The 14,457-nt window shown below is 46.8% G+C and carries 8 protein-coding genes, 2 tRNA genes and 3 rRNA genes; 5 read left to right on the plus strand and 8 right to left on the minus strand.

The window, feature by feature from the left end; genetic code table 11:
• The first annotated feature begins 6 nt into the window (after positions 1-6).
• A complete protein-coding gene (locus BDE36_RS20335; protein ID WP_128768624.1) occupies positions 7-942 on the plus strand; it encodes an alpha-E domain-containing protein in 936 nt (311 codons plus the stop codon).
• An 11-nt stretch (positions 943-953) separates the two neighbouring features.
• Positions 954-1,913: a transglutaminase family protein gene (locus BDE36_RS20340; protein ID WP_128768625.1), complete on the plus strand. Its 960-nt coding sequence runs from the start codon at positions 954-956 to the stop codon at positions 1,911-1,913.
• Between the two features lie 39 nt (positions 1,914-1,952).
• On the opposite strand, the gene BDE36_RS20345 is transcribed toward BDE36_RS20340, so the two are convergent.
• The gene (locus BDE36_RS20345) at positions 1,953-2,936 is read right to left on the minus strand and encodes an acyl-ACP desaturase (protein WP_141816298.1); all 984 of its coding nucleotides are present in this window, start codon (positions 2,934-2,936) and stop codon (positions 1,953-1,955) included.
• 407 nt (positions 2,937-3,343) lie between these two features.
• Between BDE36_RS20345 and BDE36_RS20350 the strand changes: the two genes are divergently transcribed.
• Together BDE36_RS20350 and BDE36_RS20355 are read left to right on the plus strand one after the other, a co-directional pair.
• The gene (locus BDE36_RS20350) at positions 3,344-3,703 is read left to right on the plus strand and encodes an ISAon1 family transposase N-terminal region protein (RefSeq protein WP_244939621.1); all 360 of its coding nucleotides are present in this window, start codon (positions 3,344-3,346) and stop codon (positions 3,701-3,703) included.
• Complete coding sequence (locus BDE36_RS20355) at positions 3,693-4,679, plus strand: ISAon1 family transposase (protein WP_244939628.1); 987 nt, start codon at positions 3,693-3,695, stop codon at positions 4,677-4,679. Before BDE36_RS20350 ends, BDE36_RS20355 begins: the two co-directional genes overlap by 11 nt.
• Before the next feature lie 97 nt (positions 4,680-4,776).
• Here the strand turns inward: BDE36_RS20355 and rrf are convergent.
• The 6 genes from rrf to gnd all read right to left on the minus strand — a co-directional run bounded on the left by rrf (position 4,777) and on the right by gnd (position 12,163).
• Positions 4,777-4,888: ribosomal RNA gene (rrf, locus tag BDE36_RS20360) — 5S ribosomal RNA — on the minus strand.
• Positions 4,889-5,039: 151 nt separating this feature from the next.
• Positions 5,040-7,912: ribosomal RNA gene (locus BDE36_RS20365) — 23S ribosomal RNA — on the minus strand.
• 254 nt (positions 7,913-8,166) lie between these two features.
• Positions 8,167-8,240, minus strand: a tRNA-Ala gene (locus BDE36_RS20370).
• Positions 8,241-8,329: 89 nt separating this feature from the next.
• Positions 8,330-8,404: transfer RNA gene (locus BDE36_RS20375), tRNA-Ile, on the minus strand.
• 200 nt (positions 8,405-8,604) lie between these two features.
• Positions 8,605-10,126 (minus strand): 16S ribosomal RNA (locus BDE36_RS20380).
• The 16S, 23S and 5S rRNA genes sit together here with 2 tRNA genes alongside, the layout of an rRNA operon.
• A gap of 1,077 nt (positions 10,127-11,203) precedes the next feature.
• Positions 11,204-12,163 (minus strand): phosphogluconate dehydrogenase (NAD(+)-dependent, decarboxylating), encoded by a 960-nt coding sequence (gnd, locus tag BDE36_RS20385; protein WP_141816299.1) that lies wholly within the window; start codon positions 12,161-12,163, stop codon positions 11,204-11,206.
• A gap of 202 nt (positions 12,164-12,365) precedes the next feature.
• Here gnd and ypfJ point away from each other — a divergent pair, with 202 nt between their 5' ends.
• The gene (gene ypfJ / locus BDE36_RS20390; RefSeq protein WP_141816300.1) at positions 12,366-13,202 is read left to right on the plus strand and encodes a KPN_02809 family neutral zinc metallopeptidase; all 837 of its coding nucleotides are present in this window, start codon (positions 12,366-12,368) and stop codon (positions 13,200-13,202) included.
• An 11-nt stretch (positions 13,203-13,213) separates the two neighbouring features.
• Here ypfJ and BDE36_RS20395 read toward each other — a convergent pair whose 3' ends face one another.
• Complete coding sequence (locus BDE36_RS20395) at positions 13,214-14,455, minus strand: dicarboxylate/amino acid:cation symporter (protein WP_128771298.1); 1,242 nt, start codon at positions 14,453-14,455, stop codon at positions 13,214-13,216.
• Positions 14,456-14,457 lie beyond the last annotated feature (2 nt).

Here is a 14,457-nt window from a genome sequence, read left to right on the forward strand (position 1 = left end):
AAACACATGTTAAGCAGGGTTGCAGCAAATTTATACTGGCTAAGCCGCTACATCGAAAGAAGTGATGGCATTTTGAGAATGCTGAAAATTAATTATGCCTCTTCTCAGGATTCATTACAGCAATTTTCCTGGGCTCCGGTGATTAAAATATACAGCGGATTGGATGAAGATACCATCAGATCAATGGAATTTAACAGCCGGGAAGTCCTTCTGTTTATGTTCTCAGGGAAAGAAAATCCAAATTCAATTTCCAATATTATTACCCTGGCACGCGAAAATGCCAGGAGTGTGCAGGATCACATCCCCAAAGACCTTTGGCAATGTCTTAATGAATACTATCATCTCGTAAAAGATAAAAGACTCATTTATTCATTGCGCAGAGACGACCCTACTTCGGTTCTCGACGAACTTATAAAACAGGTAATGCTTTACTACGGCATTGCAGAAGTAACTATGGAACGAGGCGAAGGCAGAAGCTTTATGAACATCGGGAAATACCTTGAACGCAGCATCCAGTCTGCCGACATTCTTGATACCAAGCTTGATGTCACAAACAACGACCCCGATTTGCTTTCAGGTACCTCCTATTTAAAATATTTGCTTCTATCCCTCGGCGCCTACGATCTTTATCTTAAAACGTACAGGCAAGGCTTCGATGCCGAGAATATACTCGAACTGGTTGTCCTGAATAACGACTTCCCCCGTTCTGTACTCTATTCTGTGAATAACATCCACCGGTATTTCGAACGGCTAAAGAGCAACAAAAATATCATCGAATTTAAAGAATTGTCGTTTCTGATCGGACGCCTGCAAAGCATGATTCAATATAGCACGGTCGATTCGATTATGCAGCAGGGGCTGCATTCATACCTAGCTCTTATAAAAAAGGAACTTTATAGAGTTGGGAATACGTTAAATGTACATTACTTTGCATATTCTTAATACACGGAACCATGCCTCAGTTTAAAATTAAGCATACTACGAAATACACTTATCAGGGATCGGTCCGCGATGGCGCTAACCAAATCATCCTGTTTCCGATAAGCGACCAGTATCAGGAAGTACTGAAGCATGAGCTTAAAATAAGTGGTGATCCTGCGGTAGATGTTTATAAAGATTATTATGGCAATGAGGTTGGTAACTTCACATGCAGTAGTCCGCATTCCGAACTAACTATAACGTCGAACATCATTGTAACGACCAGAAGTAAGCCTCTACCTGAAGATGATATTTTCCCTAACCAGCAATGGCAGGACCTGGTTAAATTGCAAAATAAGATTCCGTATATCGATTATCTCAATCAGGAATATTTCCATGGCTTAGACGAACTAAAGGAGATCGTAAAAAGAGAGCATCTTCCTGCCCGTACGCCATATGAGGCGGCTCTCAAGTATTGTCTCTATGTGTATGAGAACTTCGATTATATACCCGGGATAACCACTGCTGAAACGACTCTTGATGTAGTATGGAAATTAAAAGCAGGGGTTTGCCAGGACTTTGCGCATATTCTGCTGGTGATGCTGCGACTAGTAAAGATACCTGCGCGGTATGTGAGCGGTTATATCTGCCCTCATAAAAATGGCATGCGTGGCGAAGGCGCTACCCATGCCTGGGTGGAGGCCTACCTTCCCAATTATGGGTGGCTGGGATTTGATCCCACTAATAATTGTGTTGCAAACGAAACTCACGTCCGTTTAGCGGTCGGCCGAAACTTCTCTGACTGCTCTCCTGTAAAAGGGGTCTATAAAGGACTGCCCGAACATAAATTAGAAGTGTCGGTTTCTGTTTCTTACGAGGATGATCAGGTGATCAAAGACGAGATGCCCGAAGTTGTTATCGAAAAGGCGCACACTGATTTTCCAGTAAATAGCTTCCAGCATTATCTGGAAATGGTACAGCAGCAACAGCAATAGGACGTCAAACTACGTCAGCTGATAAGCATGCGCTTAAAATTACATGGCGTGTATCCACTTAAATTGATATTCCAGTGTTGGATTCTTCATCCTTTCAGCAATCCTGGACAAACGGTCGGGAAGCTTCATTAGATAATCGCGGGCTTTTTCGCCAGCATCGTTAAGACTGCGAAGACCTTCAATCTCCCAGTCGTTTATTAACTGTTTAAGGATGTCAACATAGTCAACAGATGTATATACCCCTAAACGCTGAGCAGCATCAGCAAAATGAGTAAAAGTCTCACCAGCTTTTTTACCAAGCTCTCTTAAGAAATGCGCTGGCATAACGATCTTCTTCCGCATCATATCTTCGAAAGCCAGGAGGACCTCATTTGGGTCAACCTTAATTATCTCAGAAATAAAATCCTTGTACGCCCTGGCGTGCCGCGCCTCATCACTTGCTATTACGCCACACATTTTCGACAGGAGAGTATCTCCATCCCTTTTTGCCAGAGAGGCCACCCTTCTGTGCGAGATATTCGTTGCAAGCTCCTGAAAGCTGGTGTAAATAAAATTCCGGTAAGGATCCTGATCGGTGCCGATGTCAAAGCCATCAGCCAGAAGATATTGTGTAGAAACCTCAAGCTGGCGCATATTCACGCGGCCCGAGAGATAGAGATATTTATTTAGCAGGTCGCCATGACGGTTCTCTTCCGAAGTCCAGTGTCTTACCCATTTCATCCAGCCGCCTTCCTCATCTTTTGAAACACCTTCGACCATAGTCAGCCACGATTCATACGTAGGAAGAGCCTCTTCAGTAATGGTATCTCCGATTAAAACAGCAAGAAGATCATAAGACAGGCCTTTGGCACTCTCCCGTAACTCTTTCACTTCTTCAAAAAAGTTTCCTTTAGTTGAGTCCGGCAAAAAGTCTGAAGGCTGCCATATGGTATCAATAGACTTAAGGTAGTTATTCATATTATCCAGCATAAATTTCTCTATATGCTGCATTACTTCACGCCGTACTGCAAAACTGTTGTTCATTCCTGCTAATTAAAATGCAAAGATACTAATATACATGTTCAAACCTATAAAGGAAACCAGCACAGTTGAAAGAAAGTTTTGAAGTATTTAAAAATTTAAGGATCAACGCGATAAGGGCATCTATAGGCAATCAGTGTATCTGAAGTGTTACAGGGCATTGCACCTTTTATTTGCGGTAGTGGTAAAGCCAGGCTGGAATATCCGGTTAGTCCGAAAAACGTCGACTTCTTTATGTATCGTCTGACGAAAACTCATACTTAGTCTAAAACTTTACAGGTGGCTCTGCTAAAATCAAAGTCTTCAGAGAACAATACAGAAGAGTAGGAAATGTTAATTTTCTCTTCTTCAGGCTCATGAAATTATGGATCAACCCGTAAAGTTGTGGACTAAGAAGTAAATAAATAACTTTGAAGGCAAAAAGAGCTTTGGAGAAAGAACTGTTGTCCTTGTTATTGCCTGATGGTCTGACCGAGTTGTTCGATGTAGATCGGATCGAGAAAAAAGAAGATCAGATCCATTTGTACTTATCACAGAAGAATACACCGCCTGCAGGTCATGAAGGCAGTTTGTTATCCAAAGGCTTTTTCGATGAGATCACCGTGCGTGATTTCCCCCTGCGCGGCAAAGCCTGTTTCCTGCATTTGAAACGACGTAAATGGGTGGATAAGAGCACCGGTACAGTCATCTTCCACGATTGGAACCAGGTAGCGGAAGGCACTCGAATGACCACCGAGCTTGCCGCTTTTTTAAAAGGATTTGATCGATAGATATCCCTTGGGTATCCAAACCATTGCCAAACTTTTTGGACTGGAGGGCAAGCGACTGGAAGAACATTACGTGCGCCACCTGAGTGACTTTATGAGCTGGCAAGCACGGGAACATGCCCCTGACTGGCTCTTATTCCCTGAGAACGTTGGACCTTATCTAAGTATTGATGAGACCAGTCTGTCACAGGGAGAGCTCTATACCGTGGTGACTAACAAGCAGGCAAATGGACGTAAAGGTGCCCTGGTAGCCATTGTCAAAGGTGTCAGGAGTGATCAGATCATTCAGATACTGAAGAAGATACCCCGCCGTAAGCGCTATATGGTTGAGGAGGTAACCCTGGACCTGGCTGCCACCATGGAACGTATTGTTATCCGCAGCTTTCCCCGGGCTAAACTGGTCTCCGATCGTTTTCATGTTCAGCAACTGGCTACCGATGCCGTTCAGCAGCTGCGTATTGAACATCGATGGCAGGCCATCGATCAGGAGAACCTGGAAATAGAACTGGCTAAAGAACTTCACAAAGAGTATGTTCCGGATTTGCTGGAGAATGGCGATACTCCAAAGCAGCTATTGGCACGGAGCCGGTACCTGTTATTCAAAGACGAAACTGCCTGGACACCCGCTCAGCGGCAACGGGCTGAAATCCTTTTTCGTATTTACCCCGATCTGGAAAAGGCCTACAGGATGAGCCGTAACCTCTCTCATATCTTCTCATCTACCAAAGAGAAGGAGCTGGGGTATACCCGCCTGGCCCAATGGTACGATCAGGTGGAAAAGGCTGGCATCAAAGCCTTCTCATCGCTTAGAAGAACTATCCAAAATCATTACATTACTATCCTTAATTACTTTGACAACCGAAGCACAAATGCTTCTGCTGAGTCCTTCAACGCCAAAATCAAAGCACTTAGAAGTCAATTCAGGGGAGTGAAAAACGTCGACTTTTTTATGTATCGTCTGATGAAAATTTATGCTTAGTCCACAACTTTACGGGTTGATCCCTTTTGACTCAGATCCATAGCTAAATTCAGGCTATAAAAAAAGCCCGTCAGAGTGAACTAACGGGCTTTAGAAAGGTTGGCACCGACCTACTCTCCCACGTGTTACCGCAGTACCATCGGCTCTGGCGGGCTTAACTTCTCTGTTCGGAATGGGAAGAGGTGGACACCGCCGATATAGGCACCTGAAGATCTTTCAGGGTGAAAGCCAAAAGCGCAAAGCTTAAAGCATTCCCTTTATCTCTTTAACAGTAGCTTTCACCTTTCGGCTCTCAGCTTGCTGCCTTAATTTAACATAATCAGAAGAAGTAGTTGAAGATTCGTCCAACAGAATATTCTGCCTTGAAAGCTTCGGGTAATTAGTACTACTCGGCTATGGTATCACTACCTTTACACCTGTAGCCTATCAACGTGATAGTCTCTCACGACCCTATATGGAAGTCTCATCTTGTGGCTAGTTTCGCACTTAGATGCTTTCAGCGCTTATCTATTCCAAACGTAGCTACTCTGCAGTACAGCTGGCGCCATAACAGATTCACCAGTGGTTTGTCCATCCCGGTCCTCTCGTACTAAGGACAGCCCCACTCAAACTTCCTGCGCCCACAACAGATAGGGACCGAACTGTCTCGCGACGTTCTGAACCCAGCTCGCGTGCCACTTTAATCGGCGAACAGCCGAACCCTTGGGACCTTCTCCAGCCCCAGGATGTGACGAGCCGACATCGAGGTGCCAAACCTCCCCGTCGATATGAGCTCTTGGGGGAGATCAGCCTGTTATCCCCAGCGTACCTTTTATCCTTTGAGCGATGGCCCTTCCATGCAGAACCACCGGATCACTATATCCGTCTTTCGACCCTGTTCGACTTGTCTGTCTCACAGTCAAGCAAGCTTATGCTATTGCACTCCCCGTACGGTTACCAAGCGTACTGAGCTTACCTTTGAAAGCCTCCGTTACCTTTTTGGAGGCGACCACCCCAGTCAAACTACCCGCCAAACAATGTCCTCCCTCAAGAGAGTTAGACACCGTGTACAGAAAGGGCGGTATTTCAAGGTTGACTCCACGATGGCTGGCGCCACCGCTTCACTGCCTCCCGCCTATCCTACACATTCTGTACCCAGTATCAATGTTAAGTTGTAGTGAAGGTGCATGGGGTCTTTCCGTCCCGTTGCGGGTAACCGGCGTCTTCACCGATACCACAATTTCACCGAGCTCATGGCTGAGACAGCGCCCAGATCGTTACACCATTCGTGCAGGTCGGAACTTACCCGACAAGGAATTTCGCTACCTTAGGACCGTTATAGTTACGGCCGCCGTTTACCGGGGCTTCGATTCAATGCTTCTCCTTTAACAGATGACATCCCCTCTTAACCTTCCGGCACCGGGCAGGTGTCAGGCCTTATACCTCATCTTTCGATTTTGCAAAGCCATGTGTTTTTGTTAAACAGTCGCCTGGGCCTTTTCACTGCGGCTGAGATTACTCTCAGCGCCCCTTCTCCCGAAGTTACAGGGCCATTTTGCCGAGTTCCTTAGCCATGATTCACTCGAGCACCTTAGGATTCTCTCCTCGACTACCTGTGTCGGTTTACGGTACGGGTTTCTTTAACCTGAAGCTTAGCGGGTTTTCTTGGAAGTCTGGTTACCTGCTCTATCCGCTCCCCCGAAGGTTCGCGGTACTATTGGGTTTCAGCATCAGTGACGGATTTGCCTGTCTCTGATATGCCTACGCCTTTTAACGATCTATTCCGTCAGATCGCGGCAGTGTCACTACTCCGTCTCCACATCGCAGTTAAAGAAAGTACTGGATTATTAACCAGTTGTCCATCGGATGAGCCACCCGGCGTCTCCTTAGGTCCCGACTAACCCTGATCCGATTAGCGTTGATCAGGAAACCTTAGTCTTTCGGTGGGCGGGTTTCCCTCCCGCCTTATCGTTACTTATGCCTACATTTGCTTTTCCAATCTCTCCACAATACCTTACGGTACTGATTCACTGATATTGGAATGCTCCCCTACCACGCATTGCTGCATCCATAGCTTCGGTATAACGCTTAATGCCCGTTTATTATCCATGCCCGATCGCTCGACTAGTGAGCTGTTACGCACTCTTTAAATGAATGGCTGCTTCCAAGCCAACATCCTAGCTGTCTGTGCAATCGGACCTCGTTAGTTCAACTTAGCGTTAATTTTGGGACCTTAGCTGATGGTCTGGGTTCTTTCCCTCTCGGCGCGTGACCTTAGCACCCCGCGCCTCACTGCAGATTATATTTTATAGCATTCGGAGTTTATCTGGATTTGGTAGGATGTGACTCCCCCGCACCCAATTAGTAGCTCTACCTCTATAAAACTTAACATCCACGCTGTTCCTAAAAACATTTCGGGGAGTACGAGCTATTTCCCAGTTTGATTGGCCTTTCACCCCTACCCTCAAGTCATCCGGAAGCTTTTCAACGCTTATCGGTTCGGTCCTCCAGTACCTGTTACGGCACCTTCAACCTGCTCAAGGGTAGATCACAAGGTTTCGCGTCTACCTCCTCTGACTATACGCCCTATTCAGACTCGCTTTCGCTTCGGCTTCGCGGCTTAACCGCTTAACCTTGCCAGAGAAGAGTAACTCGTAGGCTCATTATGCAAAAGGCACGCCGTCACAGAACAAGTCTGCTCCGACCGCTTGTAAGCACACGGTTTCAGGTTCTATTTCACTCCCCTGTTCGGGGTTCTTTTCACCTTTCCCTCACGGTACTGGTTCACTATCGGTCTCTCAGGAGTATTTAGCCTTACCGGATGGTGCCGGCAGTTTCCCACAAGGCGTCTCCGACCTCGCGGTACTCAGGATACCACTAGTTTAGTATTGGTTACGAATACGCAGCTATCATGCTCTATGGCCGGGCTTCCCATCCCGTTCTTCTTCGCTTTACTAATCATGTTGTGGTCCTACAACCCCGGTTATGCCGTAACATAACTGGTTTGGGCTCTTTCCCTTTCGCTCGCCACTACTCAGGAAATCATTATTATTTTCTCTTCCTATGCTTACTTAGATGTTTCAGTTCAGCACGTTCGCGCTATTGCAACTAGTCTTCAACTAGTTAGGTTTCCCCATTCGGAAATCTGCGGATCAATTCATATTTGCTGATCCCCGCAGCTTATCGCAGCTTATCACGTCCTTCTTCGCCTCTGAGAGCCAAGGCATTCCCCGTGTGCCCTTTCTTACTTTCTTCTTGTTTGCTGCTTTTGCTCAGCAAACAATGCTTTTTTTGAGTTCTAAGTCTAAAGTTCAACGTTTAAAGCTTCGTGTATCGCTACCTTCTGCTTTTAACTTTCTACTTTTAACTTAAGAGACTCTTTCTGTTGTTTTCTCTTCAATTACTTCTTCCAATATGTCAAAGAACGTTGTTAAACAGTATCAAGTAGCTAGTATCAGGTATCAAGACATCGTCTTCTCTCTTTTACTGCCCTCTTTCTGCTTACCGGTGGAGAATAACGGATTCGAACCGTTGACCCCCTGCGTGCAAGGCAGGTGCTCTAGCCAGCTGAGCTAATCCCCCGTGTTGAGTTTTTCGTTTAACGTTCCGAGTTTAAAGTTACCGTATTGCTACGCTTCACTTTCAACCTTCAACTTTAAACTCCTCGCCTGTAGTCCCGAGCAGATTTGAACTGCTGACCCCTACATTATCAGTGTAGTGCTCTAACCAAACTGAGCTACGGGACTGTTTTTCCAATCACGCCAGCTCTTCTGGCTATTGCCACTGTTCTGGCTTTCCTCTTGCGGGTGTTTCTTCTTGTGTTTCTTTTGAAATGTCTTTCTCTTTTTTCGTCTTCTGCTTTCAGTTTCCAGCTTTTAACTTTCTACTTTCCACTTTTAACTCTAAAAGAATATCTGTAGCATAACAGGCTCTTTCCAGCCTCTAGAAAGGAGGTATTCCAGCCGCACCTTCCGGTACGGCTACCTTGTTACGACTTAGCCCCAGTTACCGGTTTTACCCTAGGACGCTCCTTGCGGTTACATACTTCAGGTACCCCCAGCTTCCATGGCTTGACGGGCGGTGTGTACAAGGCCCGGGAACGTATTCACCGCAGCATTGCTGATCTGCGATTACTAGCGAATCCAACTTCATGAGGTCGAGTTGCAGACCTCAATCCGAACTGTGAATGGCTTTTTGAGATTGGCATCGTATTACTACGTAGCTGCCCTCTGTACCATCCATTGTAGCACGTGTGTAGCCCCGGACGTAAGGGCCATGATGACTTGACGTCGTCCCCGCCTTCCTCTCTGTTTGCACAGGCAGTCTGAATAGAGTCCCCACCTTTACATGCTGGCAACTATTCACAGGGGTTGCGCTCGTTGCGGGACTTAACCCAACACCTCACGGCACGAGCTGACGACAGCCATGCAGCACCTAGTTTCCTGTCCCGAAGGACTGACTCATCTCTGAGTCATTCAGTAACTTTCAAGCCCGGGTAAGGTTCCTCGCGTATCATCGAATTAAACCACATGCTCCTCCGCTTGTGCGGGCCCCCGTCAATTCCTTTGAGTTTCACCCTTGCGGGCGTACTCCCCAGGTGGAACACTTAACGCTTTCGCTTAGACGCTGACTGTATATCGCCAACATCGAGTGTTCATCGTTTAGGGCGTGGACTACCAGGGTATCTAATCCTGTTTGATCCCCACGCTTTCGTGCCTCAGCGTCAATACCACTTTAGTAAGCTGCCTTCGCAATTGGTGTTCTGTGACATATCTATGCATTTCACCGCTACTTGTCACATTCCGCCTACCTCAGGTAGATTCAAGCTCATCAGTATCAAAGGCACTGCGATGGTTGAGCCACCGTCTTTCACCCCTGACTTAATAAGCCGCCTACGCACCCTTTAAACCCAATAAATCCGGATAACGCTTGGATCCTCCGTATTACCGCGGCTGCTGGCACGGAGTTAGCCGATCCTTATTCTTACCGTACATTCAACCTCTTTCACGAAAGAGGGTTTATTCCGGTACAAAAGCAGTTTACAACCCGTAGGGCCGTCTTCCTGCACGCGGCATGGCTGGTTCAGAGTTGCCTCCATTGACCAATATTCCTTACTGCTGCCTCCCGTAGGAGTCTGGTCCGTGTCTCAGTACCAGTGTGGGGGGTCATCCTCTCAGATCCCCTAGACATCGTCGCCTTGGTAAGCCGTTACCTTACCAACTAGCTAATGTCACGCATGCTCATCTTACTCCTATAAATATTTGATAATAATATGATGCCATATCATTATGTTATGCGGTGTTAATCCGGATTTCTCCGGGCTATCCCCCTGAGTAAGGTAGATTGCATACGCGTTACGCACCCGTGCGCCACTTTCATGAAGAGCAAGCTCTTCAATCTCGTTCGACTTGCATGTATTAGGCCTGCCGCTAGCGTTCATCCTGAGCCAGGATCAAACTCTCCATTGTAATGAAGTTTTTGTTCTCTGACCCTATTTAAGTATTATTCAAATAGAATCGTTTGTATTAATGCTATTTGCTGAATTGACTTGGGATTTCGTTAACTTCTTGTTGTTTTGTTAACAGATATTCCTACCTGTTACGCTACATGACATTTCTTTTTTAAGAACTTTTGCGCCTCCCCCTCACGGCTTGGCTATCTTCAAAGCTTTGCAGCTTTTGATCTCTTTTTTATTGGCTTCCAGCGTCGCGCCTTCGGCTTCCTTTTTCCCTTTTCGGTTGTCCCGTTTTGGGACTGCAAAGGTGAGAATCTTTTTTCTTTTCTGCAAGAACTTTTTTTACTTTTTTTTCTCGCCCCTTTCTTCACTTCCGTTCCCCCTTTTCAGGCCTCCCGGTACCCTTCTCTCATCCTTTTTGCCTCAACAGCCTTGCGCCGTATCTCCCGTTTTGGGATTGCAAAGATGCACACTTTTTTGGCCCCCTGCAAATCTTTTTTCCCTTTTTTTCAAACCTTTTCCCGATTGAGGGGTTGTCTCTCTCCCACCCTGCTCATCTTCAGGCGTCTAACGGGCCTGCTGAACCCTCTGTTTTTTTGTTTTATTCCAGCCTTTGCCGTACCATGGCCGTACCTGAAGGCACTCTGCGCCCTCTTTTTACCGGCACGGCATCGGAAAACGGGTGACCCAGGGTGTCCCCGGATCGGGCCCCGATCCGGGGACTGGTGGCGCACAGGAGGCAGGCTGATGGCAGGCTTGCGGCCCAATTGGTCGTCATTTCATCGACTCGCTATGCTGCTTTCATCGACTTTTTATCGACAAAGACTCGAACAATCCGGCTCAAACTGGCGTCGCGCCCCGCATCGCTCCGGCCGTCAGTCTGCCAGCAGTCTGCCACAAGACTGCCGCAAAAGCGCCAGTTGCCCCAATGAATTCAGCCGAACTTCTGACTATAGCGCGCCGTAAGCGCAATCGCAGAAAGCCTAAGTCTCCTGATCCCAATATTCCGAAGACAGCCCGACAAAGCCTCTATTTACCGGAAGCCTTTTAAAACGCTAAAGAGATTGCATTTAATAAGGGGTTCTGAATACTAGTCACCCTTTGCCGGCTGATATCCTCCAACTTTACCAAAGTTCCTTTCATGCCTGATGCCATCGTCGGTTCCAAAGGGATGGCCGCCGAAACCATTTCGCATCATTGCTATTGCTTTAGACGAGAGGTTATCGCTATCCCTTGAAGCAATCAGTTGCATTACCGACGAGGCTATCACCGGTACCGAGACGTCCATGTGCATTGCATCCGTAACCAGCCAGTTTACTTCTCCGGTATCCTCCACATAGGATGGTACATTAAAGCCCTGCTTTTCGTCGTATATATTTTTCATGAGTTCAATCAACCACGAGCGTACAACCGACCCGTTATTCCAGGTTTTCAATATCCCGCTTACATCCAGTTCCTCGCGATATTTACCCAGCAGAGCCATTCCTTCGCCAATAGCTTGAAGCATGCCAAATTCGATACCGTTATGAACCAGCTTTACAAAGTGCCCCGAGCCGGGAGCGCCTGTGTGAATATATCCCTCTGGTACTGCAAGATCTTTCAGCAGTGGCTCTATCTCTTTCACTGCCTCGGTTTCGCCGCCAATCATGAAGCAGGCACCGTTCCGCGCGCCGCTTACTCCCCCGCTTGTACCGCAATCAATAAAATAAAGCCCTTTTTTCTTAAGCCTCTCCGCCCTTCTGATACTGTCCCCCCAATACGAGTTTCCTCCGTCGATAATAATATCCCCAGGATCAAGTAAAGGCGACAGATCGTCAATTAAGTTATCAATGCCAACTCCGGCCGGTATATAAATAAAGATCCTTCTTGGTGTGGGTAACTTATCAACGAGACTGTTAACGCTATGTGCTAAAATCAAATTCTCCTGCTCTATATCTGTAGGAAGGTGCTTATCGTATCCCACAATTGTATATCCTTTCCCGGCGGCCTGCATGGCCAGATTAGCACCCATTTTTCCTAAACCAATAATACCATATGATTTATTTTCCATGTCTGTATATATTGAAAATTTAATTAGCTATAGCAGAAGAGTTTTTTTCTTTAATAGTAAAAGTAATACAATACTAAGGGTTGGATGTTACGCATTCAAAACAAAAATGTCTTTATAGGGATTAACCCGGATCAAAATCACTCATTTACCTTTAACACAAAACAATCGCTGTTTTCAGGGTGTTGTGCCATAAAAAACATATATGCGCTGGATAGGAAGAAGAAGCAGTGGAAACCTGGAAGACCGCCGTGGCGGAGGAGGGCGTTATGCCCTTGGTGGGGGCGTCGGAATTATTGTAGTGATCGTAGCCCTGCTCTTAGGGAAGAATCCTCAGGAGCTTATGAATGCCATTCCCGGTCAGGGACAAGAGCAAACAACTACTTCCGGCACCCCGAATGATGAGCAGGGAAAGTTTGTAGATGCTGTTCTCGTAGATACAGAAGACGTATGGAATGAGCTTTTCAGTCAGATGGGCTCTCAATACAAAGAGCCTAACCTGGTGCTTTTCACACAGAGCACTTCTTCGGGATGCGGTTTTGCCGGTGCGGCCACCGGTCCTTTCTATTGTCCCGCCGATGAAAAAGTTTATATCGACCTTTCTTTTTATGACGACCTGAAGACCCGGTTCAATGCTCCCGGCGATTTCGCTATGGCTTACGTGATTGCCCATGAGGTTGGGCATCATGTTCAGAACTTAATGGGCATAACCGATAAGGTAGATCGTATGCAGGGAAATATTTCTGAATCAGAATACAATAAAATGTCGGTTCGGCTTGAACTGCAGGCTGACTTCTTTGCTGGAGTATGGGCGCATCACGACCAGAAAATGAAAAACATACTCGAGGAGGGTGATATTGAAGAAGCTCTTCAGGCGGCTAATGCGGTAGGCGACGACCGGCTGCAGAAGCAAAGCAGCGGCACCGTCACGCCCGATGCCTTTACTCACGGAACGTCAGAGCAGCGCATGCGATGGTTTAAGAAAGGATTTGAAACCGGCGATATTAAACAGGGCGATACTTTCGCAGCTTCAGCCTTATAGGATAAGCCGCGCTAAATAGGCTCACCCGATACAGTGTCCGTCTTGCTTAGCCAGTTCCTTCCTTCTGAAAAGCGGCTCACCAACATCCCGGCAACGGTATCTCCTGTAGCGTTCAATAACGTTGCCAGAGGATCTACAAGTGTCCCAATAACCATCGCCGGAGGTAACGCTTCCGGAGGAAAACCGTAAGCTGATATGAACAGCATTTCCCCTACATAGCCGCCGTTGGGTATACCTCCCTCTACGATACTAACAAGTACCGTCATGCCTAAAGCGAGTAAAATCACATCGACACTGTCGAAGCTTTTACCGAACAAGGCAAATACCACTGCCATTTTAATGATTGAAGAGATACTGGATCCGTCTTTATGTAGAGTGGCCCCCAGGGGGACAGTAACATTTGCGATGATATCAGGAATACCGATTCGTCTGGCGGCATCAAGATTAGCGGGAATAGTGGCAATACTGCTGCAGGTGCCCAATGCAGTTGCAGAAGGTATGATATTATTCTTCCAGTACCTCCTTACTCCTTTTACCCCGCCTGCTATGAATGCATATAAGCTGAAAATAACGACAAAATAAAACAGGCCATACCCATAAAACAAGCCTAAAGAACGGGCATAAGCGCCGAAGAGCTGCGGACCAAAAACACCTACCTGATAAGCGAAGTAAGCCCCCAATCCAATGGGCGCAAGTTTCATGATCAGGATGAAAACGTTCTTAAAAACTTCGTTCCCGGCATGAATGAAATCGCGGAATACACCATGTTTCTCTCCTGCACGCCGTGTTGCAAAACCTACAAGCACAGAAAAGATGATCATAGCCAGCATGTTCTGCCGCGACAGGAGCTCATAAAACTCTCCTGTGGTGAATAAGCGGGTCAGCTGTTCGCCTATCGGCTTTTCGCTAAGGCTTTCGGTAAGCCGCAAGGGTGTAAGCTGCTCATGAATTGGGAACAACCATACGGCAACGATGGTTAAGAACGCAGAAATCAGCACCGTAGAAAGAAAGACGAGCGACATGATGCCCATGATCCTGCTTAACTTGCCCGAACTCCCTAGTCCCGCAATTGCCGATGCAATGGCAAAAAACACTAATGGAATAACCGCCGTGAAAAGCAGGTTGAGAAAAATGTCGCCTACCGGCTTCAGAACTTCTACTCTCTTACCAAACAGCACTCCGGCTACACTCCCCGCGATAATACCACCTATAAGCCAGATGATGCCCCGGTAGTTCCTCAACCAATTATTCATAT

It is taken from the genome of Arcticibacter tournemirensis, from assembly GCF_006716645.1.
Lineage (GTDB): Bacteria > Bacteroidota > Bacteroidia > Sphingobacteriales > Sphingobacteriaceae > Arcticibacter > Arcticibacter tournemirensis.